Annotated in this window: 17 protein-coding genes and 3 pseudogenes; 11 read left to right on the plus strand and 9 right to left on the minus strand. The window is 59.4% G+C overall.

Annotation, left to right across the window (positions count from 1 at the left end; all coding sequences use genetic code 11):
- Positions 1 to 191 precede the first annotated feature (191 nt).
- The 4 genes and pseudogenes from BZ163_RS26840 to BZ163_RS26855 all read right to left on the minus strand — a co-directional run bounded on the left by BZ163_RS26840 (position 192) and on the right by BZ163_RS26855 (position 3,996).
- The gene (locus BZ163_RS26840) at positions 192 to 1,277 is read right to left on the minus strand and encodes a polyamine ABC transporter substrate-binding protein (protein ID WP_128873414.1); all 1,086 of its coding nucleotides are present in this window, start codon (positions 1,275 to 1,277) and stop codon (positions 192 to 194) included.
- Positions 1,278 to 1,337: 60 nt separating this feature from the next.
- Entirely contained in the window at positions 1,338 to 1,679 is a 342-nt protein-coding gene (locus tag BZ163_RS26845) for a cupin domain-containing protein (RefSeq protein WP_128873415.1), read from the minus strand.
- Positions 1,680 to 1,722: 43 nt separating this feature from the next.
- Positions 1,723 to 3,130 (minus strand): annotated as a pseudogene (locus tag BZ163_RS26850) (NAD(P)/FAD-dependent oxidoreductase).
- 50 nt (positions 3,131 to 3,180) lie between these two features.
- Positions 3,181 to 3,996 carry an AraC family transcriptional regulator gene (locus tag BZ163_RS26855; protein ID WP_128873416.1) on the minus strand — a complete coding sequence of 272 codons (816 nt, stop codon included), beginning with the start codon at positions 3,994 to 3,996 and terminating at the stop codon, positions 3,181 to 3,183.
- A gap of 263 nt (positions 3,997 to 4,259) precedes the next feature.
- Here BZ163_RS26855 and BZ163_RS26860 point away from each other — a divergent pair, with 263 nt between their 5' ends.
- The gene (locus BZ163_RS26860) at positions 4,260 to 4,535 is read left to right on the plus strand and encodes a DUF1652 domain-containing protein (protein ID WP_128873417.1); all 276 of its coding nucleotides are present in this window, start codon (positions 4,260 to 4,262) and stop codon (positions 4,533 to 4,535) included.
- 309 nt (positions 4,536 to 4,844) lie between these two features.
- On the opposite strand, the gene BZ163_RS26865 is transcribed toward BZ163_RS26860, so the two are convergent.
- Positions 4,845 to 7,319, minus strand: a complete 2,475-nt coding sequence (locus tag BZ163_RS26865) for a UvrD-helicase domain-containing protein (protein ID WP_128873418.1) — start codon at positions 7,317 to 7,319, stop codon at positions 4,845 to 4,847.
- 237 nt (positions 7,320 to 7,556) lie between these two features.
- On the opposite strand from BZ163_RS26865, the gene BZ163_RS26870 reads away from it, so the two are divergent.
- Positions 7,557 to 8,252: a pirin family protein gene (locus BZ163_RS26870; RefSeq protein WP_128873419.1), complete on the plus strand. Its 696-nt coding sequence runs from the start codon at positions 7,557 to 7,559 to the stop codon at positions 8,250 to 8,252.
- A gap of 190 nt (positions 8,253 to 8,442) precedes the next feature.
- Here BZ163_RS26870 and pgm read toward each other — a convergent pair whose 3' ends face one another.
- The 4 genes and pseudogenes from pgm to BZ163_RS26890 form a co-directional block, all read right to left on the minus strand.
- Positions 8,443 to 10,089 (minus strand): phosphoglucomutase (alpha-D-glucose-1,6-bisphosphate-dependent), encoded by a 1,647-nt coding sequence (gene pgm, locus BZ163_RS26875; protein ID WP_128873420.1) that lies wholly within the window; start codon positions 10,087 to 10,089, stop codon positions 8,443 to 8,445.
- Positions 10,090 to 10,212: 123 nt separating this feature from the next.
- Positions 10,213 to 11,613 carry a PLP-dependent aminotransferase family protein gene (locus tag BZ163_RS26880; RefSeq protein ID WP_128873421.1) on the minus strand — a complete coding sequence of 467 codons (1,401 nt, stop codon included), beginning with the start codon at positions 11,611 to 11,613 and terminating at the stop codon, positions 10,213 to 10,215.
- A pseudogene (locus BZ163_RS26885) lies at positions 11,610 to 13,060 on the minus strand (hypothetical protein). Before BZ163_RS26885 ends, BZ163_RS26880 begins: the two are co-directional and overlap by 4 nt.
- A 569-nt stretch (positions 13,061 to 13,629) precedes the next feature.
- Entirely contained in the window at positions 13,630 to 14,652 is a 1,023-nt protein-coding gene (locus BZ163_RS26890) for a zinc-dependent alcohol dehydrogenase family protein (protein WP_128873422.1), read from the minus strand.
- 315 nt (positions 14,653 to 14,967) lie between these two features.
- Here BZ163_RS26890 and BZ163_RS36020 point away from each other — a divergent pair.
- From BZ163_RS36020 to BZ163_RS26930, 9 genes and pseudogenes are all read left to right on the plus strand, one after another.
- A pseudogene (locus BZ163_RS36020) lies at positions 14,968 to 15,051 on the plus strand (LysR family transcriptional regulator); the annotation flags it as partial.
- A gap of 230 nt (positions 15,052 to 15,281) precedes the next feature.
- Complete coding sequence (locus BZ163_RS36025; protein WP_256579151.1) at positions 15,282 to 15,821, plus strand: LysR substrate-binding domain-containing protein; 540 nt, start codon at positions 15,282 to 15,284, stop codon at positions 15,819 to 15,821.
- Between the two features lie 180 nt (positions 15,822 to 16,001).
- Positions 16,002 to 16,352, plus strand: coding sequence for a cation:proton antiporter (locus tag BZ163_RS26900; RefSeq protein ID WP_256579143.1), 351 nt, complete (start codon positions 16,002 to 16,004; stop codon positions 16,350 to 16,352).
- A gap of 236 nt (positions 16,353 to 16,588) precedes the next feature.
- Entirely contained in the window at positions 16,589 to 17,677 is a 1,089-nt protein-coding gene (locus BZ163_RS26905) for an efflux RND transporter periplasmic adaptor subunit (protein WP_371916835.1), read from the plus strand.
- The gene (locus BZ163_RS26910) at positions 17,674 to 20,883 is read left to right on the plus strand and encodes an efflux RND transporter permease subunit (RefSeq protein WP_128873424.1); all 3,210 of its coding nucleotides are present in this window, start codon (positions 17,674 to 17,676) and stop codon (positions 20,881 to 20,883) included. Before BZ163_RS26905 ends, BZ163_RS26910 begins: the two co-directional genes overlap by 4 nt.
- A gap of 1 nt (position 20,884) precedes the next feature.
- Entirely contained in the window at positions 20,885 to 22,348 is a 1,464-nt protein-coding gene (locus tag BZ163_RS26915) for an efflux transporter outer membrane subunit (RefSeq protein WP_128873425.1), read from the plus strand.
- Between the two features lie 216 nt (positions 22,349 to 22,564).
- Positions 22,565 to 22,813 carry a hypothetical protein gene (locus BZ163_RS26920; protein ID WP_128873426.1) on the plus strand — a complete coding sequence of 83 codons (249 nt, stop codon included), beginning with the start codon at positions 22,565 to 22,567 and terminating at the stop codon, positions 22,811 to 22,813.
- A gap of 161 nt (positions 22,814 to 22,974) precedes the next feature.
- A complete protein-coding gene (locus tag BZ163_RS26925; protein ID WP_128873427.1) occupies positions 22,975 to 23,259 on the plus strand; it encodes a hypothetical protein in 285 nt (94 codons plus the stop codon).
- Positions 23,256 to 25,013, plus strand: coding sequence for an arginine decarboxylase (locus BZ163_RS26930; RefSeq protein WP_256579144.1), 1,758 nt, complete (start codon positions 23,256 to 23,258; stop codon positions 25,011 to 25,013). Before BZ163_RS26925 ends, BZ163_RS26930 begins: the two co-directional genes overlap by 4 nt.
- The last annotated feature ends 67 nt before the right edge of the window (positions 25,014 to 25,080 follow it).

The raw sequence follows: 25,080 nt of genomic DNA on the forward strand, positions 1-25,080 counted from the left end.
GGCCGCCTTCGCTGGCAAGCCAGCTCCTACACGATTACCTGCGTACCGATGGTTTGCGGAGAACGCCAAGCCCTGTGTAGGAGCCGGCTTGCTGGCGAAGGCGCCGGCATGGGCGCTGCAAGGCTCGATCAGCCGCCTTCGCTGGCAAGCCAGCTCCTGCACGAAGGCTGTGTATCAGGCGAGGTGTTTTCTCAGCTCCCCGACCGGATCTTGTTCCAGACTCGCGTGCGAATCCGGTCGACATTCAGCGGCATCGCTTCCAGCGCAAACAATTTCCCCATCATCTCCGGGCTCGGGTAGACCTTGGTATCGTTCTTGATCGCCGGGTCGATCAGGCCGTCGGCCTGTTGGTTGCCGTTGGCGTAACGCACATGATTACTGATGCTGGCCATGACGTCCGGCCGCAACAGGTAATTCATGAAGGCATAACCGGCCTTTTCATCCGGGGCATCAACAGGCATGGCGACCATGTCGAACCAGATGGCGGAGCCTTCCTTGGGGATCGAATAGCCGATCTCGATACCGTTGTTGGCTTCCTTGGCACGACTTTCCGCTTGCAGGATGTCGCCGGAGAAACCGACGGCCACGCAGATGTCACCATTGGCCAGGTCGCCTGTGTACTTGGACGAATGGAAGTAGCTGACGTACGGCCGGACTTTGATCAACAGCGCTTCGGCCTTTTTATAGTCGTCCGGGTTTTTGCTGTGATGCGGCAGCCCCAGGTAGTTCAACGCTGCCGGCAGCAGTTCCGGGCCGTTGTCGAGGATGGCCACGCCGCACTTCTGCAGTTTTTCCATGTACTGCGGCTTGAAGATCAGGTCCCAGGAATCCACTGGCGCGTCATCACCCAATACCGCCTTGACCTTGGCAATGTTGTAGCCGATGCCGGTGCTGCCCCACAGGTACGGGAACCCGTGTTCATTGCCTGGATCGTTGGTCCGCAAAGCGTCGAGCAATACAGGATTGAGGTTTTTCCAGTTCGGCAACTGGCTCTTGTCGAGCGTCTTCAGCGCCCCGCCCTGAATCTGCCGCGCCATGAAGTGATTGGACGGGAACACCACGTCGTAACCGGAGTTGCCGGTCATCAGCTTGCCATCGAGGGTTTCGTTGCTGTCATAAACGTCGTAACTGAACCCGATGCCGGTTTCTTTCTGGAAGTTTTTCGTGGTGTCCGGGGCGATGTAGCTCGACCAGTTGTAGATCTTGACGGTTTCGGCCGCCTGGCCGAGGGTCGCTACGAGTGCCAAGGGGGCCAGAGTCAGGGTCTTTCGGATCATGAGTCGATTCCTGTAGGGCTTGTGTTGTTTTTATTGGAGTGGTTGCAGGCAATCAGCGGATCAAAAAATCAAGACGTAGGTCTTGCGCACGGTTTCCTGGATGTCCCAGATACCGAGGCTGTTGGCAGGCAACATCAGTGCGTCGCCGGCTTCTATGTAGAGGGTTTCTCCATCATCCGGGGTGAAGGTGCAGCGTCCCTGGATGAAGTGACAGAATTCCTGGGCAACGATCTGCCGGCGCCAGCGACCCGGCGTGCATTCCCAGACGCCGGTTTCGACGCCGTCGTCGCGTTCGACACTGGTGGTCGAGGCCACCGCCACCGGTGTGCCCAATGGCACGGCGACCGGGTTCGATTGTTCCAGCTGCAGGGTTGCGGTGTTCTTGAATTGTGTAATGCCCATGGGAGTACCTGTCGATAAAGCTATTAAATGAAGAGCGCGCCGTTTACTGCATGAAACCTTCCATGAACCCCGCCACGCCGCTGGCGAGCTTGCGCCGCCACGGCGCGGTAGCCGGATTGGCCAGGGTCTGGTCTTCGTGGACGAAGCATGCGGATGATCGCGTTGTAGCCGAGCCAGCGGCAGGGTTCCGGCTCCCAGGCCTTGAGCGCCTCGAGACCGCCCTGGGGGATGACCCACGGCTGGCGCACCAGCTCGCTGTCATGCTGCATAATCAGATCGGCCAACGTGCGCCCGCCCAGGTTGCTGGCGCCCACCCCCTCCCCGCCATAACCGCCGGACAAGGCAATGCCGCTGGCTCGGTCACAGAGCATGTGCGGCTTGAATCGCCGGGACATGCCCAGGTTGCCTCCCCAGGCATGGGTGATTTGCACGCTCTTGAGTTGAGGGAAGAGTTCGCCGAACAGATAGCGCCGTAACTCGACTTCGCTGCGGGTCAGATCAAAGTCGTGGCGCAGCTTGCCGGCGAACTGATAACCGCCGCGCGCACCGAACACCAGGCGGTTGTCCGCCGTGCGCTGGCCATAGGTGACCTGGCGGCTGCTTTCGCTGAAGGCCTGGCCGCGACTCAGGCCGATTTCATCCCAGGTCGCGGCGGGCAGCGGTTCAGTGGCGACGATCAAGCTTTGCACCGGCAACTGATAGCGCCCCAACGGCGGCAGAGTGACCGCATAGCCTTCCACCGCCGGCACGATCCACTGGCAGCGCACCCCGGCCTTCGCCGTGCGCAGGCTTCCCGACTGCCAGTGCGTGACCGGGCTGTTCTCGTAGATTGCCACGCCCATCCGCTCCACCGTGCGGGCCAGCCCCCGCACCAGCTTGGCCGGGTGAATAGTTGCGACGTGCGGCGCGTAGATCCCGCCATAAGGCTTGGAGATCCGAATCTGTTGCGCCAGCTGCTCGGGGTTGAGCCAGCGATAATCGTTTTCGGTCAGGCCCTGGCGGTAAAGCGCGTCCAGGTAATGGCGCAGGCTGGTTTCCTGCTCCGGATAGCGGGCGGCGCAATACAAGGCTCCGCCCTTGCGGTAATCGCAGTCGATGCCTTCACGATCGAGGACAATCGCCACCTCATCCGGAATACCGTGCAACAGATCGACAGAAGTCCGGCACTGCTCGGGCGACAAGTCGGCGAGTAAGCGACCCTCGCCCAACAGGTTCCCCATCAACCAGCCGCCATTGCGCCCCGAGGCGCCAAAACCGGCGGTCTGCGCTTCAACGATGGCGATGTTCAGCCCGGGCGCCTGGCGCTTGAGGTAATACGCGGTCCAGAGGCCGGTGTACCCCGCGCCAATGATCGCCACGTCGACATCCAGATCCCGTTCCAGCGCAGGACGCGCCAGCAAGGGCTCGTCGAGTTGATCCATCCACAAACTGATAGTGCGCCACGCCGACATGCCAGACTCCGCCACTCAAACTTCGATGGCGTCGATCCTAGTGCGTGGACCTAGAGGCTGTCTTGCGCGCGTGCACGCAGAGAAATTTGTTTGGCATAGGCGTTCGGCGAAAGGCCGGTGTGCTGGCGGAAGCATTTATAGAACGCCGACAGGGAATTGAAGCCGGCGGCAAAGGCCAGTTCGTCGATGCGCAACGGCGGCATGGCACCCTCCAGCGCCGCGAGCAGATGTCGCAGTCGCGCCTGGTTGACGTATTGGTAGAAGCTCTGGCCAAGCACCTGATTCAGTAGATAGGAAATCTGATTGCGGCTGTAGCCGCATTCCCCGGCCACCCGCTGCAGGTCGAGTTCGGGATCCAGATACGGCTGGCGCTTCTGGAAATACTGTTGCAGGTCTTGCGCCATGAAACTCAGCTGCCGTGGCGACAGACCGAGCCGACTGACAGCCGGGCGCTGACTGCCGGCGGTTTTGCTGGCGGGCTGCTCATGCACCAGGGAGGCGTATTCGTTGACTCGCCAGATCAGCCCGTCACGCACGGTGATCGCCTCGCTGGCCCGGAACGACACCAGGCCTTCGCCGCCGCGCAGGGTGATGCGGTACTGGATGAACGCGGTGTTGCCGTCCAGACGAATACGGTCGGAGTGCTCCAGGGCTTCATCCGGATCCCGTGGCATGCTGCCGCGCACGTACTCATGCAATTCGTCGAGGCCCATCACCCGGTTCTGGAAAAAGTCGTTGTATTGCACATCGGGGTGAAACAGCGCCATGACTCCGTCCAGATCCCGGTGCTTCCAGCGCAGGTGGTAACGCATCACCGTCTCGCCCGTAGCCTGGGTTTGCAACGGACCATCATCATCGGCATGCATAAGAGACTCGACGAAAAAAAGCCGAGCTTGCCGAAATTCCGCCCCGACGACAATGGCCAAACCCTGCCGACCCCGGCCTGAAAAAATCAGCCAAGGGTGACTTGCGTCAAAAAAAACTGAACCAATCGCTAAACGGCCTGAAAAATCCACATTATTTTCACAAGCAGATGCTACTTTTAAGGGCGTCACCGGTTGAGCCAATGAAGGCTCTTCCCACCTAACATGAGCTAACGGAAGCGCTCGATGAAGAAGGCGGGCTACACATGAATAAAGGGTTTAATAACAAAGTCACCTTTCCCAACGCCTGCCAGCTGATGCGCTGGCATTTTCATCCCATGGGTTTCGAGGCGAGCATGGATGCGCCGGGCAGTATGATTGCCCGTCTGTTTGACCGTGCCAGTGGCGAGACCATGATCGCCATCGCCGGCATCCCCTGCGCGACGGTCATGAATGCGGCGGATGTAGAGCGAATAATCGAAGCGGTGGAGGATGAGCTCGAGGCTTTCATTCCGCCGATGGCCCTCAGGAGTTATGCCTGAAGGCTGAATCACCCACAACACGCCCACATCATGTGGGCTTTTTTGTGGGGCAAGATCAAAAGATCGTCCGAACGCGGCCCGAGCCTGCGGCAGCTCCTACAGGGGAAATGCGTTCAATGAACGGGCTTGTCGGATCGCAGCACTGCAGAGAAGACCTCCGCAATGCTGGCAACCGCCGCCCTGTAGGAGCTGGCTTTCCAGCGAAAGCGTCAGGTCAGGCGCCTTCATCATCGGCCGTGCGGACGTCTTCGCTGGCAAGCCAGCTCCTACAGGGGGGGTTGCGTCCACCTGGGGCTGGGGCTTTGAGGTTCACGCCGATGTCTTGCCCTGGCGGTGATCGACGAAGAAGGCCTTGCCCTTGCCGATCCGGTCGGAGGCCTTGGGCATGTTGGCCGCCTGGGTGTCCTGACCGTCGACGTACCAGTAGCAGTGACTCACCGCCCGAGTGATGCCGACATAAGCCAGGCGCAGGATTTCGTCTTTCTGCGCATTGTCATACGCTTCGCTGTCGCCCGCCTTGCCCAGACCCGCCATGCGGTAGACCTGGTTCTTGTAGGGTGAACAGGTCAGGTGCTGACAATCCCCCAGCAGGAATACCGCGTCCGCCTGAAGCCCCTTGGCACTGTGGTAGGTCAACTGTTTGAGCCGTCGCGCGTCATGGGGCAAGCTAGAATCTACATTAACTACAGGTTGAATATGCTGTTCTATCAATGCTTTATCGCTACTTTTTCGATAAAGCATCAAGATTGAATCGCCCTTTCTGTAGTGCTCGATCAAGCGTGCGGCCATGCCTTGATCATCCCGATCGAGCACATTGACCGGCAGCAACGCCTTCGGTTCGCCACTGGCCTTGGCCTTCTTGCCCGCGATCGCCGGTGCGGCGCGCACGATATGTTCGGCGGCATCGATGATGTGCTGGTGACTGCGGTAGTTGTCGCTGAGCATGACCCTGGTCGTGCCCGGTGACGGGAATTCCTTGCTGAATTCCATGAAATAGCTCGGCGAACTGCCGCGCCAGCCATAGATGGACTGCCAGTCATCGCCAACACAGAGCAACGACGAATGTTGCGCACCACGCCCCACATGCATGGCTGGCCCGCGACTGCGGATCTCGGTCAGGCTGGCGCGGATCCAGGAGACGATCTGCGGCGAAACGTCCTGGAATTCATCGATCATCAGGTGCGACATCGGCCGCAGCAGCTCATCGTTCAGCAGTTTCAGATTTTCCGGCGAGTGCTCGCTGAACAAGGCGAACATCCGGTTGTAGGTCATCACCGGCGGTTTCTGGTCAAGCAGGTGGTCTTCCAGTGCTCGCCAGAACAGGCTTAAAGCCTCGAAGAAAAACCGGTCCGGGTCATCCTTGGCAAAACTCATTTGCCCTACCGCGTGCGGAACATCCAGCCCGAGGTTCTCGATAAACCCCGCCGCCGCCACGAAACAATCCAGCAGCGGTGCCGAAGCAAGCTCGCCCTTGACCTTGTAGTCGAAGCCGGGACCGGCGCTGGCATCGCCGGCAAGCGACGCCAACACTCGCCTCGACGACTCATAACTATCTAGCCATATCAACGGTTTACGACAGAAAGCTTGAAATAGGGTGCGTTTAACAGCCCATTCCGCGCGAACCGAAAGCTTGGCGTTCGGACGACTGACTTGCGGGTTTTCCCGGGGATCGAAACCCAGCACCACCCAGGCGTCCAGGCTCGGAATATAGCCGTGGCAATGGAAGGTGGCGCCGTTGATATCGAACGTCTGGCGATTGGGCTCGATGCCGTTGATCGGCCAGGCACCGGCGCGGAACCACAGGTCTTCAATGACATCGCACAGCTCTTCATCACGCTTGGCCGCCAGTTCGGTCACGGCCATGCGTTTTTGCACGTCCGGGTGATCACGCTCCAGCTCCTTGAGTTGCAAGGCATGACGCGACAAAGGCTTGATCAGTTCACGAAAACGCTCATCCCGGGTATGCAGGCTGTGATAGCAGGCGTTGAGCTGCTGGCGCTGGGCATCATTGATGCGCAGGTCGAACGGATTGCTGTCGACTTCCTCATCGCCGGTTTGTACACGGTTGCTGAGGTTTTCAAAGGCTTGCAGCCGCTCGAAGCCCGGCAGGCTGCGAACCATTGGCAGGATGCGCGAGTGGAACGTGCGCACCAGATCCCGCGCCTCCTTGAGACTGAGCGCCCGCCCCCAGAGCGCAAACAGTTCGACCAGCTTGTTGATGAAGTCCTTGCGCGACTCACGGGTAAAGGTCACTACCGTCATCGAGCTCAATTCGAAGCCCAGATAGTGGCTGAGCAGCAAAATCCGCAGCACCAGCGTGGTCGACTTGCCCGCGCCCGCCCCGGCGATCACCGAGGTCGAGGGGGTGTCGCTGAAGATCATCTTCCACTGGGCGGTGCTGGGCTGGGCGTGCGGCGCCAGCAACCGGGCAACGTCAGCCTTCATGCGCTTCTTCAATTCTGCACTCAGTGGCAGGCGCCAGTCGTCGAACAGATTGGCGTCGATACCGGGCGGGCGATGCTCGGTGGCGCGTGAATCGCGGATCAGCAATACCTGCCGGCCCTCCTCAAGCCCTTCAAGCTTGCCTTCCTGATAGCCGTAATCGACGCCGGCGCTATGCCCGCTACGAAAGCCGTCAGCCTGGCCGTGCAGCCAGGACGCGCGATGTTGCGCGCGCAGGCGCGTCAGGCCATGGCCAAAGAACCGGGCGGCCAGACGCTTGAGCCATGGCATCTCGGCCAGCGGGCGAAGTTCGGGAGGAAGATCGGGGGTGTGTTGCGGCACGCGGGCGGACTCCAGGGTGTGAGGCTGTTGCGGACTATGGTGGCTGCATTTGCCCTTGAGTTCTAGTGAAATGCTTACAGGTCATTGGCTTATGCGCTGAACTGAAAGCTGGATAAGAACCCGTCGAGCCGTTAAAACATCGACTGATTCGATTGTATTCAGGCATTTTTTACGCTTTTTATCGATCGGTACCTGGCAGATGATGCTCGCCATCAACCACCTTTTGCGGAGACGATCATGCTTGAACTCAGACCCTTCAACTCCCTGGGCGGTGCCCACCACGGCTGGCTGGATGCCCACCACCACTTTTCGTTCGCCGAGTACCACGATCCGAAACGCATGAACTGGGGCAACCTGCGGGTATGGAACGACGACGTGATCGCCCCGGGTACCGGTTTTCCGAAACACCCGCACCGGGACATGGAAATCATCACCTATGTCCGTGAAGGCGCCATTACTCACGAAGACAATCTGGGCAACAAGGGTCGTACCGAAGCGGGCGACGTTCAGGTCATGAGCGCCGGTACCGGCATCGCCCACAGCGAGTACAACCTGGAAGCCACCGCGACCCGGATCTTCCAGATCTGGATCATCCCCAATGAATCCGGTCTGGCACCGTCGTGGGGCGCCAAGCCTTTCCCCAAAGGCCAGCGCGAAGGATTCGTGACCCTGGCCAGCGGCAAGTCCGGCGACGATCAGAGCCTGCGGATCCGTGCCGATGCTCGACTGGTGGCCGCCAACCTGAAGGCCGGCGAATCCGCCGAGTATCGCCTGGATAACGGACGCCGCGCCTACCTGGTTCCCGCGACCGGGGTCATTGAAGTCAATGGCTTGCGTGCACAAGCTCGAGACGGGGTGGCGGTGGTCGACGAGCAGGTGTTGCGGGTGACGGCGATCGAGGACAGTGAAATCGTGTTGGTGGATCTGGCTTGATCGTTTGAATGCAGGGTAAAAAAAGGGGCGACCGTGATGGGTCGCCCTTTTTTGTTTAGCCGAATTTATGGTGGTGACTGTTCCGACGCCTACGCTGGCAAGCCAGCGCCTACAGGGGATCATGTTCGACACAGAATCTGTGTTCACTGGATCACTGTGGGAGCGGGCTTGCCCGCGATGAGGCCCTCACTTATTTCACAGAAATGGCACCATCCACCAGGGTTTGAGCTTCGGCAACCAACTGCTTGAGGCGCTCGTCACTGACAAAGCTCTCGGCGTAGATCTTGTAGATGTCTTCCGTGCCCGACGGCCGCGCCGCGAACCAGCCATTCTCGGTCATGACTTTCAAGCCACCGATGGCCTGGTCGTTACCCGGCGCATGGCTGAGGATGCTCTGGATGGCTTCGCCCGCCAGTTGGGTCGAGGTTACCTGATCCGGCGACAGCTTGCCCAGCAAGGCTTTCTGCGCTGGATTGGCCTTGGCGTCGACCCGCACCGAGAACGGTTCGCCCAGTTCATCGGTCAGGGCGCGATAGGCCTGGCTTGGGTCGCGACCGGTGCGGGCGGTCATTTCCGCTGCCAGCAAGGCCGGGATCAAGCCGTCCTTGTCGGTGCACCAGACGCTGCCATCCTTGCGCAGGAACGAAGCGCCGGCGCTTTCTTCGCCACCAAAGCCCAGTGAACCGTCGAACAGCCCCTCGGCGAACCACTTGAAGCCGACCGGTACTTCGTACAGTCGCCGACCCAGGCGCTTGGCGACGCGATCGATCAAGCCGCTGCTGACCACGGTCTTACCCACGGCGGCATCGGCGCGCCATAGCGGTCGGTTCTGGAACAGGTAATCAATGGTCACCGCCAGGTAGTTGTTCGGCGCCAGCAGGCCGCCGGACGGGGTCACGATGCCATGGCGATCGTGATCGGGATCACAGGCAAATGCCACGTCGAAGCGTTCTTTCAGGCCGATCAGGCCTTGCATCGCATAAGGCGACGATGGGTCCATGCGGATCTGCCCGTCCCAGTCGACGGTCATGAAGCGGAACGTGGAATCCACCTCTTTATTGACCACTTCCAGGTCCAGACGGTAATGCTCGGCAATCGCCGACCAGTAGCGCACCCCTGCTCCGCCCAGCGGATCGACGCCCAGATGCAAACCGGCATCGCGAATGGCATCGAAGTCGATCACGTTGATCAGGTCGGCGACATAGGTGTTGAGGTAATCGTGACGATGGGTGGTGCCCGCCTTCAACGCCTGCTCGTAGCTGATGCGCTTGACGCCGGCCAGCTTGTTGCCGAGCAGTTCGTTGGCCTTGGCTTCGATCCACTTGGTGATGTGGGTATCGGCCGGGCCGCCATTGGTAGGGTTGTATTTATAGCCACCGCTTTGCGGCGGGTTATGGGACGGCGTGATCACGATGCCATCCGCCAGGCCCGATGTGCGCCCGCGGTTGTAGCAGAGGATCGCATGGGAAATGGCCGGCGTCGGGGTGTATTCGTCACCTTCGGCGATCATCACTGTCACGCCGTTGGCGGCCAGCACCTCGAGGGCGCTGGCCCCGGCCGGGGTGGACAGCGCGTGAGTGTCGATACCGACGAACAGCGGGCCATCGATGCCCTGGGCTTCGCGGTACAGGCAAATCGCCTGGCTGATCGCCAGCACGTGCCATTCGTTGAAACTCAAGTCGAACGAGCTGCCTCGGTGCCCGGACGTGCCGAAGGCTACGCGCTGGGTGGAGATGGCGGCATCAGGCTGGCCGGTATAATAGGCCGTCACCAGTCGCGGGATGTCGACCAACAGTTCTGCCGGTGCCGGTTTGCCCGCAAAAGGACTGAGTGTCATTGCAAAACCTCGGGAATAGAGTGGGTCAGGAATTGGCGCAGTTTACTGGCAGTTTGACCGCAGCGCGATATTAACGATCCCGCAAGCGACGCTATAAAACGCGCCGGCTTCGCCAAAAACAGGTCAGTCGATCGATTCCAGACGCAATGCATCCCCCAGCAGACCCAGTACGGCGGCGAGATCATGGTCGCCGCCGAACGTATGGCTCAGGCGCAGATGTTGCGAGTGCAACCCCTGCAGACTGAACAGTTCTCCCGGGGCGATCACCACCTGGTGCTTGAGCAGCCGCTGAAACACTCGATGCACATCGACCTGGCGCAGCGAGCGGGCCCAGATCGTCGCGCCACCCTGGGGATCGACGAACTGCAAGGCATCGCCCAGACGCTCCTGCAGCAGCTGGGTCATCTGCACTTTGCGATCCTTGAGCAACCGCCGCAATACCTGGAGATGGTGGTCGATACGGCCATTGACGTACAAGCGGGCGATGGCTTTCTGGCGAATCGGCGACAGGCGAAACGAGCGCAGCAAAAACTGTCGCTGCAGTTCAACCTTCAGATGCCGCGACAGCAGGTAGCCGTAGGGTGCCTCGGGCCCGATGATCTTTTCGAACGTGGAAAACACCAGCAGCCGGTCAGGGTCCAGCAGATCGCGAAACCGCAGGCCGCCCGGTTCGAATCCGAGTTCACCGTAGCAGTCGTTTTCCAGGACCCAACTCCCATGCTCCGCCAGCAGCCGCGCGATGGCATGTCGGTTGTCGTCGGGCGCCAGGCTGCCGCGCGGCATGTTCATGGCGGATGAAAGCATCACCAGGCGCACCGGCCTGGTCTCCAGCAACACCTTGAGCCGCTCGACGTCCAGACCGCCGCAGGCTTGCAGCGGCAGCTCGATCACCTCCACCTCAGCGGCCTGCAGCAGGCGCAGAATCCCCCAGTCGCATGGCGACTCGACCACCACGGTGGCGTCCTTGAGGCACAGCACCGCGATCAATATTTCCAGGACGCCACGCAGGTCTGCGCCGATGTACACGTCATCGGCTTGCCAGCAGCGCAGTGGCGAGGAGGTATAGCGCGCCGCCAGCGCCGCACGCAGTTCCAGCTCCCCGCACGGCTGCGAAGACGATTGCGGCTGGCGCGGATACTGGCGCAGCAATTCCCGCTCCAGCAACAGCAACGGCCGGTCCAGGGGTTGCAACAACGCCGGCTCATCGGCGCTCAAGACCAGCATGCCGGGACGCCTGGCATTGACATAGACCGTTTCGAGCAGGTCATGACCACTGCCGGGCACGATGACGCAGGACACGGGCAACGCGTAATAACCGGATTTGGCGACCGAATACACCCGCCCTTCCTTCTCCAGCAGCGAGTAGGCGTACTGAATCGTCGAGATCGACACGCTCAGACGGTCCGCCAACTGGCGCAACGACGGCAGGCGCACCCGTGTGTCGCTGGCCGGCGCCTCGATCAGGTTGGTCAGGTAACGGTATACCGCCTGATAGGCGAAGTCGGTTTCTCTTGGTCCTTTCACTGTCCCGCCGACCATTCGCCCCCCACGGCGCAGTTATCGTCATACAGGGTGGCCTGCATGGGCACCGGGTCAGGTATCGAGCCCAGGCGATAAAGCGTGCCGATCAGGCTGACCGGCAGCCCGCTGACATCGACCATCCATTGCGCGATTTGCTCCGGCACCGGATTGCCCTGCATGGCCCGGTGCATCAAGCATCGCCACGAGCCATGCCGGGGTGGCACTGGCGCAGGAAGCGCTCAAGGGCTGCGCCGTTATCGCTGAAAGGTGCGAACAGCAGGCACACCAGTTGCGCCTCGCTCAAACCAAGATTTTTCTGGGCCTCGGCCGCTGCCCGGGCGCGCTGCTCGGCCGAGGTCGCCGGGTTGCCGAACGCCGCCACCGCCTGCTCGCCCAATCGCTGGGGAAGTTGCTTGCGACGCATCATGACCAAGGCCCATTGCAGGTAGTCGGCGACGCCCGACTCGTAGCTGCGAGCATGCATGAAATACGCTTGCAACCCCTGCAGGTGTGCGCAGATAGACAGGCTGACGTAATCGTTGTCACGCAGCTGAGCCGACAACTCGTCCGGTTGAAACCCGAGAAACTCGGTCAGCAGCGGCCAGCGCTCTTCCAGAGGGCTGACCAAGAGATCGTGAATGTCGATATAGGTCGTGCGACGGCAGGCTTCAAAATGCTCGGCGGGTCGCCATGCAGCCCGGTCGTCCTCGGGATACAACCGGCGATAGCTGTCGCTGCCCAGTTCATCGAGCAGCGTGAACAGCCCTTCGTAGCCGGGTTCGTGGTGATTCGAGGGGCCGAGCCCGGCCTTCGCCGCCGCACGCCTCAACCCCTCGATAAAACGTTTTTGCTGGCGAGGGCTGTCGCTGCTGACCAGTGCATCGACCCCGCGGTCCCAGCGGGCGATTTGCCCATAGAACTCGCCGGTGGCCAGGTACCCGTCGTCCCACAGATCAAGCGGTCCGTTCGAGCTTCGACGATGCCCGACCATCAGCAGGTTGAGCCGATGGAATTCCCGCCCGGCTTCGGAGATCGGCGCCAGGTGATTGAACGGCAGGACCTCCCGGTTTTCGACCATCAGGACTTCGACCCGTGAATCGTCATAGAGGAACAATGCACTGTGGCTGCGGTGGATGTTTTCCAGGGCCGTGGCGCTGTCGCCGTTCAGGCGCAGGGTGGCGACACGCAGCTGGAACGTCGCGGGCGCGCGGCCGGCGATACTCAGTTGTGCAGCACGCAGCAGCGCCAGGGTGTAGCAACTGTCACGTGATCCGGACTGGATCGCCAGCACCTTGTACTCGCCAATTCGCTCTAACCCCCCCGCAGCCACCACCAGCCTCTGAATCAGCAGCTGCAATGCGGTGCGTTCGGCGCGCGAGAAGAAACTCAGCAATCGTTGCAGTACTTGTTGATAGACATAGGTCATCGCTTGATCATGGATATTGGTCATCTTCATTTACCTGGTACGCGTAAGTTCGACAGTGCATAAACAGACATAGGCACGGTGCAATGGATCGCCAGCCCGTGCTTGAAGAGCCGGGCTTTATTGCAAAATGCTAACACTTAAATTTTTGGCAATTATTTGCAGTGAGTGACGACTGCCCGAGCGTTGACCAAGCACTGAATGCCGCGAAGCCCGGTAGATACGGTGCCGTACGGCAACGCTGGACGTCCTAGGAAATGTCCGACAGCGTCCCACAGACATTTAGTACAAGAAATAAAGAAGGAAGTTACCCATGCTTTTTGGGTAACTGCTTTACGAGCCGCTATTGCTCGAACATGCATCAATGAGGCGTATTGAAAAGTATCAGCCCGAGAACCGGCCATGACTCATTCCTTGAGATGAAAGTAATCATTCAATTATCAGGGCTTATAAGCTGATTAGAAGATACAGATTGAGAGCAAAAACCAGTTCAGTTGCTGAACTGACCCACCGACAAGGCGATGGGAAGTCTCAGGTGTGAGGTTGGGAAGCAGCAACGAAGAGTCCGTGCGGGCACGGACTCTTTTTTTGGGGAGTTACGCAGGCTCGACCTGGAGGGCGACCCGTTCGCGACAAGGACATTCGTCCATGTAGCGATGTGCTTCGACAAACTCGGCAAACGGGAACACCCGGGTCTTGAGCGGCAGCAGCACACGGTCTGCGGTCAACTGGTTGATATCGCGCAAGGCCCGTTGCAGCGCAACCTGGTCCTGAATGATGCCCAGCTCCGGCTTGCCGGTGAAATTGCCGATACAGTGCACGAAGAATTGAATGTTCTTCTGGAACGCTGCACAGGCCGGGAATGGTGTCTGGTTACCCCCTTGCAGGCCGTAGAGCACCAGGCTGCCACGAGGTGCAAGCACATCGCCAAGCAAGGACATCTGTGGGCCGCCGAGTCCGTCGAATACCACGTCCACGCCACGGTTATCGGTGATCTTGTTGATTTGCATCAGCAGATCCTGTTCTTCGGTGACGATGACTTTCTCGGCACCGAGGGACAGCAGGTATTCCCGTTCATCCGCCGTCTTGGTCGCGGCAATCACCCGCACACCCATGGCTTTGCCCAACTGGACGAACGAAGGTCCGGCACAGTGACTGGCGTCGGTGACCAGGGCAAATTGCCCGGGCTTGACCCGTGCCAGATCGGTGTAGGCGAAATAGGCGATCAACAGCGGCGTGTAATGCACACTGGCTTCGATCGGACTGAGGACATCCGGGTAACGGGTCAGCGCCGAGCGCGGCAGCACGATCTGTTCGCCGTAGACCGGATAGTCGTTGGGGCTTTCGGCCGGGAAGCTGGCGACCTTGTCACCGATTTCCAGGTCATCGACACCCTCGCCGAGCGCCGTGACCACGCCGGCCATTTCATGGCCAAGCCCTGAAGGCAGGCGAGCATGGGACGACGCCAGGTTCTGGCGCCAGAGGATGTCGTACCAGCTGATGCCAATTGCTTCGACGCGCACCTGCACTTCGCCCGGCGCAGGCAGAGCGGCCGCATGCTCTTCGCATTTGAGCACCTCGGCCGGACCAAACTTGTGAAAACGGATCGTGCGTGACATCGCAAACCTCGTCAAAAGAAACCTCTAATGCCCTGAACTCTATCTGGGCTTTGTACCCAAGACCATCAGCGGCTATTAATAGTCGACATGCCTGTCATTGATTCCGCAGCATCGACTGGATCAACGGTTATGGTCGCCGTTCCAACGAAACTGAATTATTCGGTGCAGAGTAGCAGCCTTTCCCCGTAAGATTCATGCCGGCCATTGTTCTTAAATGGCCGCTCTCGTCAAGCCTAGACTCTGCCAGGACTCCAGATGAATCGTAATGACCTGCGTCGTGTCGACCTGAACCTGTTGATCGTATTCGAAACATTGATGCACGAACGCAGTGTGACCCGCGCTGCGGAAAAGCTGTTCCTCGGCCAGCCGGCCATCAGTGCGGCGCTCTCGCGCCTGCGCGGGCTGTTCGACGATCCGTTGTTCGTGCGCACCGGGCGCGGCATGGAGCCGTCCGCGCGAGCGGTGGAGATCTTCGCCCTGCTCTCTCCGGCCCTGGATTCGATCTCCACCGCCGTCAGCCGTGCGGCGGAATTCGACCCGGCGACCAGCACCGCGGTCTTCCGTATCGGCCTGTCGGACGATGTCGAATTCGCCCTGCTGCCGATGCTGCTCAAGCGCCTGCGCGCCGAATCGCCGGGGATTGTGCTGGTGGTGCGGCGGGCCAACTACATCCTGATGCCGAGCCTGCTGGCCTCGGGCGAAATTTCCATCGGCGTCAGCTACACCGCCGACCTGCCGGCCAACGCCAAGCGCAAGGTGCTGCGCCGCAGCATGCCCAAGCTGCTGCGCGCCGACACCGTGCGGGGCCATTGAGCCTGGATGACTTCTGCGCGCGACCCCACGCGCTGGTGTCGTTCGCCGGGGACTTGAGCGGCTTTATCGACGAAGAACTGGAAAAGCTCGGGCGCAAACGCCACGTGGTGCTCGCGGTCCCGCAGTTCAACGGCCTGAGCACACTGCTCAGCGGCACCGACATTGTCGCCACCGTGCCGGATTACACGGCTGAAGCGCTGACGGCGGCGGGCGGTGTGCGGGCTGAAGATCCGCCATTGCCAGTGCGCAGTTTTGAGCTGCACATGGCGTGGCGCGGGTCCCAGGACAATGATCCGGGGGAGCGGTGGTTGAGGTCGCGGATTCAGATGTTCTTCGGGGATCCGGATAGTCTGTAACAGAATTCCAGCCGATTCAAAAAACCTTTGCTGGTCGAAGAGCAGACGCAGTCTCCCCTCTCGCTGGCAGTGCAGTTGGTTATCGAGGAGCAGGGCATCGGTGCAGTCGCCGGTGTCGCTCTTACGCTTATCGCCTGGCTGTTGCAGCGTTACTCCGGAAAACACCATTGGTAAACACCCATGTGGTCACAACTGACACTGCCCGGGTTAGCCATTCTTTGCTTTGCCACAGCACAAGCATTAGGCGAGTTTCACCCTGAGCATCTGGCTGTATGCAGTACTCAGTCTGACCATGATTCGCACACTGCCTGTGCTCATCGCCTGGCAGCGACTCGCTTCGATTTCGAAACCCGCCTGTTCATCGGCTGGTTCGGCCCGCGGGGCCTGGCGAGCATCGTCTTCGCCGTCATGATATTGGACTACCCTCTACAAGCCAGTCGTACATTGATAGCTGCCGCGGTCCGTACTGTTTTACTCAGCGTCCTACTTCATGGCTTGAGTGCCAATCCATGGGTCTCCCGACTGGCTTGACGTGTTCATTGATATTTGTCAGAAATTCCACCTTCTGCTGTTGCTAGCGTTGTAATGAGAGCGGCTACGCTTCTGTTCAAGTAACCATCACGGAGCAGGGTATGGGCGGGAACACGAACCTTGTCAGACAGCTCGTCGGCTTGCCCATCGCCATGATGATAGGGGTATTAAGCCTGGTTGCCGGTTGCGGCAAAGAGCCCCCTACCCTGGCGAGTCAAGCACCCGATGTAACGGTCATGACGGTCACTGCGCGCACCACTCCGGTGACGTTCGAATTCGTTGCCCAAACACAGAGTTCCCGCGAGGTGGAGATTCGCGCCCGGGTTGCCGGCTTCCTGGAAAAGCGCCTGTACACCGAAGGCGATTTGGTGAAAAGCGGGCAAACGCTGTTCCAAATGGACCGTAAGCCTTTTGAAGCCTCATTGCTGTCGGCGCAGGGCCAATTGGCTCAACAACAGGCACGCTGGGAAGTGGCCAAGGCCACACTGGCCCGTGTCCGTCCCCTGGCGGCGCAGAATGCGGTCAGCAAGATGGATCTGGACAATGCCGTCGGCGATGAGCGTCAGACTCGGGCCGCCGTGCTTGCCGCCGAGGGCACGGTTCGAACCGAGCAGTTGAACCTCAGTTACACCACCATAAGCTCTCCCCTCACCGGCCTTTCAAGCTTTGCCAAAAAGCAGGAAGGCAGTTACGTCACGCCAGGTGAGTCCGGGCTGCTGACCACCGTTTCACAGATGGACCCGATCTACGTCAACTTCAGTCTTTCGGAAAACGAGACGCTCAAGTACCGCGACGAGATTGCCTCCGGGCACCTCATATTCCCTCTGCGCAGTGAGTTTGTCGTAGAAGTGGTGCTGGCCGACGGCTCAGTGGTACCTGACCGTGGTCGTCTGAATTTTGCCGCGCCCTCTTATAGCCAGGACACCGGCACCTTTCTGGTCCGCGCCGTGGTGGCCAACCCGAACGGCCAACTGCGTCCAGGCCAATTCGTGCGGGCGCGGGCAATCGGAGCTTCCAGGCCGAACGCCATTGTGGTGCCGCAGAAGGCAGTACTGGAGGGTGCCAAGAGCCACTTCGTCTGGGTAATAAATGCAGAGGGCAAGCCCGAGCAACGCGTTGTCGAAGTGGGTGACTGGCATGGCGATGACTGGTTCATTACCCAAGGCTTGCAAGCGGGCGAACGCATAGTGGTCGACGGTGCGATCAGAGTGACACCCGGCGGGCCGCTGAATATCATCTCCCCCCCTCCCTCCGCGCAGGCAGGCGAGACAACGGCGAAACCGACAGCTGCCAAATCGGCGCAAGACACTGGGCGCAGCCCATGAGCATTTCGCACTATTGCATTGATCGCCCCATCTTCGCGTCGGTGATCTCGATCATCATCACCTTGGCTGGCGCAGTGGCGATGGCTAAATTGCCGGTCGCCCAGTACCCGGATATCACGCCACCGCAAATTACGGTTTCAGCGACCTACCCGGGTGCCGATGCACAGGTCGTGGCCAATAATGTGGCAGCGCCTATCGAGCAGCAGGTCAATGGCGCCGACAACATGATCTACATGAACTCGTCGAGCTCGGCGACGGGCAACATGACCCTCAACGTCTTCTTCGAAATTGGTACCGACCCTTCGCTTGCCCAAGTGGACGTGCAAAACCGGGTCAATCTGGCCCTGCCGCAATTGCCCTCCGCAGTGCAGAGCCAGGGTATTCAGGTGCAGAAGAAATCCTCGGCGTTCATGATGGTTCTAGCTGTGTACTCTGCTGGCGACCGCTATGACAGCACCTATGTCGCCAATTACGCCAACCTCTACATTCTGGATGCGATCAAGCGTATTCCGGGCGCCAACCAGGCCAGTATTTTTGGTACGCCGGACTACGCCATGCGGATCTGGCTCAAACCCGATCGAATGGCCCAGTTGGGGATTACCGCCGCTGACGTGCAGAAAGCGGTCACCAACCAGAACCAGCAATTCGCCGTAGGCCGTGTGGGTCAATCCCCGACGGGCCAGGCCGTGGAACAGTCTTTTGCCGTGACCACCAAGGGACGCCTGACTGAACCTGCGGAGTTCGAGAACATCATCTTGCGCGCGAGCAATGACGGGGCTGCCATTGTTCGTCTCAAGGACATTGGTCGAGCCGAGCTCGGGCAAAAAGACTACTCCCTGCGCAGCACCTATCAGGGACGCCCCGCCACATTGATCGCGGTGTATCAACAACCGGGTGCTAACGCACTCGACGTCTCGGCAGCCGTGACGTCGACCCTCGCGCAAATGAAGACGACCTTTCCCGAAGGGATCGAATACAAAATCGTGATGGACACCACCGCGTTTACCCGCGCGTCGATTTCCGAGGTGATACACACCTTTTTCGAAGCGCTGGTGTTGGTGGTCGTGGTGGTTTTCATCTTCCTGCAAAGCCTGCGCGCCACGCTGATCCCGGTGCTCGCCGTGCCGGTGTCCATTGTCGGCACCTTTATCGGCATGTCGGCCCTGGGGTTTTCGGTGAACATGCTGACGCTGTTTGGCATGGTGCTGGCCATCGGCATCGTGGTGGACGACGCCATCGTGGTGATTGAAAACGTCGAACGCAATATGCACGTGCACAAGATGAACCCCAAGGAGGCGGCCAAACGCGCCATGGATGAAGTGGCCGGTCCCGTGGTGGCCATCGTGCTGGTGCTATGCGCGGTGTTCATCCCGGTGGCATTCATGGGGGGAATCACTGGCCAACTCTACAAACAGTTTGCGATTACCATCGCCATCTCCGTGGTGATCTCCGGCCTTGTGGCTTTAACGCTTTCGCCGGCCTTGGCGGCCCTGCTGCTCAAGCCCCAACACGGCGAAAAGAACGCTTTTTTCCGCTGGTTCGAGCGCAGCTTCGAACGCATGACCGAGGGCTACTCGCGCTCGGTGGCGTTTATGATCAAGCGCTTTGTCCTGGCGTTGTTACTCTTTGCCGGCATGATCGTTCTGATTCTGCTGATGGCGCAGCGCATTCCCAGTGCCTTCCTGCCACCGGAAGACCAGGGTTATCTGCTGGGGGCGGTGATCATGCCCGATGCCGCCAGCCTGGATCGCACCGGCGAGGTGGGCAAAGTAGCCAGTGACTTCTTCATGAACGACGAAGCCGTCGAGGGCGTCGCCATCGTTAACGGCTACAGCCTGCTCGACGGCCAGAACAAGAACAATGCCGGCGCCTTCTTCGTCGGGTTCAAGGATTTCGAGGAGCGCTACAAGGACTCGGAAACAATCAAGGAACAAAGTGCCCCTGCGGTCATTCAGAAAGCCGCCCGCGCTTTTTCCACGGTACAGGGCGGGATTATTCTTCCGGTCAATCCGCCGTCCATTCCCGGCCTGGGCACCACAGGCGGCATGGAGGTATGGGTGCAAAGCAAGGGCGACGCCACCGTCGACCAATTGGCTGAGATGGTCGGCACCCTTGTCGCAAAAGCCAAACAGCGCCCGGAACTCGGCGCCATTACCTCCACCTTCAACGTGTTTTCCCGGCAATTGCTGGTCGACGTAGACCGGGAAAAGGCAGAGACGCTGGGGGTGCCGGTGGAAGACGTCTACAGCACCATGCAAACCATGTTTGGCTCTCTCTATGTGTCTCAATTCAATAAATTCAGCCGCCTGTGGCAGGTGATTCTGCAGGCTGAACCGAGCTATCGGCTCAAGGCCGAAGACTTGCAGCAGATTTACGTGCGCAGTAAAAACCTTGGGATGGTGCCGCTCAAAGCCCTGCTGACCACCCGCTACGTCACTGGTCCCGACCTGCTGACCCGCTTCAACAACTTCCCGGCGGTCAAACTCACCGCCAACGCGGCACCCGGCTACAGTTCCGGCCAAGCGCTCAAGGCCCTGGAAGAAATCAGCGCTGAAATCATGACCAACGACTACGCCCTGGCCTTGAGCGGCGAAGCCTTCGAGGAGAAAAAAAGCGGGGGGGCCTCCTCCCAGGTGTTCATCTTCGGCCTGATCATGGTGTTTCTGATCCTGGCGGCTCAGTACGAGAAATGGTCCCTGCCCGTCGGCGTATTGCTGGCGGTGCCCTTTGCCTTGTTCGGTGCACTGCTTGCCGTTCTGATCCGGGGGTTAAGCAATGACGTCTACTTCCAGATCGGCTTGACCATGCTGGTGGCCCTGGCCGCCAAGAACGCCATCCTCATTTTCGAGTTTGCGGTACTGAACCGGGAAAACGGCATGTCCGCCTATGATGCTGCAATGACTGCCGCCAGGGAGCGCTTGCGGCCCATCGTGATGACGTCACTGGCGTTCATTTTGGGTTGCGTTCCGCTGGCCATTGCCGTCGGGGCATCGGAAAACAGTCGACACTCCATCGGTACAGGTGTGATCGGCGGAATGCTGGCGGCCACCGTCATCGCCATCTTCTTTATCCCTCTCTTCTACTACCTCGTCGAACGTTTGACTGAGAAAAAAGGCGCGGTCAAACAGACAACCCCGCCGCCTTCATTAACGTCGTCTGGTGAGATTCCCGGCGGCGTCCCTCTACAAAGACATGAGGGGGATTGAGATGCGCACACTTCATCTCCCGCTGTTGATTTGTCTGGGCCTGACGGGCTGTATGCTCGGCCCGGATTACCAGCGCCCTGCCACAGACGCACCCGCTGCCTATCGCTATGCGGACCAGGAGGCCAACAATCTGTCCAACACCCTGTGGTGGGAACAGTTCAAGGATCCGGTCCTGAATGACTTGATCCGCAGTGCGCTGGCCGAGAATAAAGACATCAAGATTGCCGCCGCCCGGGTCGAGGAATTCCAGGGGCGTTACGGAGTGGTGCGCTCGCAGATGTTTCCGCAAATCGGCGTCGGGGCGCAAGGCAGTCGCTCCAGAGCTCCGCGCGACAACGGCCCGGTGCCATTGGATTCCGGCGTCGACCCGATTTACAAAAACTACCAGGCGACCCTCAATGTGAGCTGGGAGTTGGACGTCTGGGGTCGTTTACGACGGCTCAATGAGTCGGCGCGTGCTGACTTGCTGGCCTCGGAGGAAGGTCGGCGTACGGTCATTCTGAGCCTGGTGTCCTCGGTGGCATCCAGCTACATCGCACTTCGCGATCTTGACCGGCAACTGGAAATCGCCCGCACCACCGCCAAGGCCCGTGGCGACTCCTACGGAATTTTTAAACTGCGCTTTGGCGCCGGCACCATTTCCGAAATGGAACTGGCGCAAAACCTCTCCGAATTCCAGCGCACCCAAGCTTCTGTATCGCAATTCGAGTCCCAGGTGGCGCAACAGGAAAACAATTTGGCGGTGCTGCTTGGACGCAATCCGGGACCTATCATCAGAGGCCGTGATCTGACGCAACTGACCCTGCCCTCGGTCCCCGCCGGGTTGCCTTCGGACTTGCTGGAGCGACGCCCCGATCTACGTCAGGCCGAACTGAACCTGATTTCCGCCAATGCCCAAATCGGTGCCGCCAAGGCGCTGTACTTCCCGACGATATCCCTGACCGGGCTGTTGGGCTCAGTCAGTAACCAACTCTCGAATTTATTCACCGGACCGGCCGCCGCCTGGTCCTATGGTGTCGCCGCGAGCATGCCTATTTTCACCGCTGGCGGGATCGCCGGCCAAGTCCAACAGACCGAGGCCTTTCAACAACAAACCTTGCTGGTCTACCAACAGTCGATTCAATCAGCCTTCAGGGATGTGGAAAACGCGTTGGTCGCGGCGAGCAAATCCCGTGAGCAGATGGCTTCCCAGGCCGGTCAGGTCGACGCGCTGCGGACTTACACCAGGTTTGCACGACTGCGCTACGACAATGGATACACCAGCTACATTGAAGTCCTGGATGCCGAACGTAGCTTGTTCGATGCCGAGTTGAATTACACCCAGACCCGGGGTTCGGTGTTCACCGCCATGATCGATGTTTACAAGGCGACAGGTGGTGGTTGGGTGACCAAAGCGGACAAGTTGACGGCAACTGTCAGCGAAAAAAGACCATGCTCAGAATGCCGCCGGCCAATATTCAATTGATGCGGCACCCGTGCAGGAATCCGACACGCGGTATTGAGCTATTGAAAACAGTCCAGAAGGGTTGATTTTTATCAACAGTTTGCCGGTTGTTCGAGTACAGACTAAAAAACAGAAAGATCAACAGCACGAATGGCTACCGTCATCGTACTTGGATGAACAAAGGATGACTCCGCACAGGTCAGGATGATTGAAACCCTGTATCGCCGAGCGCCGAAAATGAACATTCATCTTGAAAAAGATCCTGTGCAGAATCTCTGGTGGGTTCACATGGATCGGTGGGTTGCAAGTTTCCGCAGCCTTGCTGCAGCTGAGTCATTCGTTGAGCGATTGAGTTCAAGAATTAATGCACCTCATTCTCTGGGAGCGACTGGGAATAATTCTCTGTCGCCAGGAACGTTTTCTAATAGTCAGCCGCTCGATCAGCACGCTGTATCTGGCTCGGTAAAAACGCTCTATCACGCTTGATACACAAGGATTACCAGGGTACTGGAGAAAAAAATACCGACTGATCATGATGGTCTACACCCACCAACATTGCCAGTTATTTTAATCAGGGTTTTTTGAAGTAACCCGCATATTTACCGCCATTAAAAGCAGGTGCTCGTGCGCCAGCTGGAGGTGATGTTGTGCACTACTTAAAGATCGCCGCCAGCAACTCGGTTCATGATTGCTTTCGCACTTCCAGAGCGTTTGTCGCTCTCGATCAAGCCGACATCTATAAGCAACTGCAAGACGCTTTGTTGCCGGTAAATGGCGTTGTCGACCTCCCGCGCAACAACGCCGAATACGATGGCCACCCACTCGAGACCGTGTTGATCGTGGCCAATGCCCTGGAAACCGACGACAACATCCTGGTGCGCAGTGTCCAGCCTGGCACACCCCTGGCCATACCGGCGGCACGGCATTTATGAAGACCGCGGTCGGGCGTACGTTCCTCGACTTCTACGGCGAGCAGATGCTGCGCTCCGACCTCAGTGTTTCAGTCGGCGAATTGGGTTCGTTGAATGACCACTCGGGCCCGGTGAATGACGCGGAAAAATTCGCTGCGCGCGTGTTCGGTGCCGACTTCACCTTTTTCTCGGTCGGTGGCAGTTCGGCGAGCAATCAGATCGTCCTGCATTCAGCGGTGACCGACGGCGATGCCGTGTTGGTTGATCGCAACTGCCACAAGTCGTTGAACTATGCGTTGAATATGTCGGGGGCGGTGCCCTTGTACCTACGCCCAAGGCGCAATGCGCGGGGCCTGATCGGGCCGGTGCCCCTTTCGGAACTGACCCCGGCTGCCGTTGCCGGCAAACTCGCTGACAGCCCGTTGGCCACCAATAAGCAGGCCCGCCCGGTACTCGCGGTGCTGACGAACTCGACCTACGATGGCCTTTGCTACAACGTGCAGGCCACCACCCGCGAGCTGAGCCAGAGCGTCGACCGCATCCACTACGACGAAGCCTGGTATGCCTATGCGCGCTTCAACCCACTCTACGAAGGCCGCTATGGCATGCACCGTGGCGAACGCCATCCGGACGACGCCACCGTCACCCACTCCACCCACAAGTTACTGGCGGCGCTTTCACAAGCCTCGATGATCCATGTCCGCTCGGGCAAGGTTGAGGTCAAGCCGGCTCTGTTCAACGAAGCCTTCATGATGCACACCTCCACGTCACCGCAGTACAGCATCATCGCCTCGATCGATGTTTCGTCGAAAATGATGGACGACGCAGGGGGCTACCTTACCGATGAATCCATCGACGAGGCCATTGCCTTTCGCCAGGCCATGGCTCGCCTGAGCGACGAAATCCGTGAGCGCAATGGCAAGGATTGGTGGTTCGGGGTCTGGCAACCCGATGAAGTCAACGGTGTACCTTTTGCCGAACTCGACCCTGAAGTTTTACGCCATGGCGATGCCTGGGTGCTCAAACCGGCGGCCAGCTGGCATGGCTTCGGTGACCTGGGCGCCGACTACTGCATGCTGGACCCGATCAAGGTCACGGTGCTGACGCCTGGCCAGAGGCTCGACGGTCAAATGGAGAACAGTGGCATCCCCGCGCCGCTGGTGTCGTCCTTCCTCTCCAGTCGCGGCATCGTGGTTGAGAAGACTGAGCCGTATTCCATTCTCGTGCTGTTCAGCCTCGGCGTGACCAAAGGCAAATGGGGCTCTCTGATCGCCGGCCTGATGGAATTCAAGAAACATTACGAGCGCAATTCACCGCTGGAGCAAGTCCTGCCCGATCTGGTCGACAACCATGTCGAGCGCCATAGCGGCATGGGGCTCAAGGACCTCGCCGAAGCCATGCACCAGGACATGATCAGCTCGCAGATGCTACGCAACATGGATGCGGCCTACACCTTGCTGCCGGACCCGGTCGTTTCGCCTCGAGCCACCTATGCCAGGCTGGTGAAAGGCGACATTGAGCAAATCGCCGTGCGAGACATGATCGATCGCACCGTAGCCGTGCAGATCGTCCCTTATCCGCCGGGTATTCCATTGATGATGCCCGGCGAAAAAGCCGGCGCCGATAAAAAGGCCATCGTCGACTACCTGTTGGCGATGGAACTGTTCGATGGCCACTTCCCGGGTTTCGAGCATGACAATCATGGCGTGGAAATCGAGCGTGATAACCAGGGTCGGCCAACCTACAAGGTCTATGTGGTCAAAAACCAGGTTTAGCCCCTAACCCGACGACAAGCAGTCAAGCGCCGGATTCAGGGTCAATGCGTTGAGCAGATCAAGGAGT

It is taken from the genome of Pseudomonas sp. VI4.1, from assembly GCF_002029345.1.
Taxonomy (GTDB): Bacteria; Pseudomonadota; Gammaproteobacteria; order Pseudomonadales; family Pseudomonadaceae; genus Aquipseudomonas.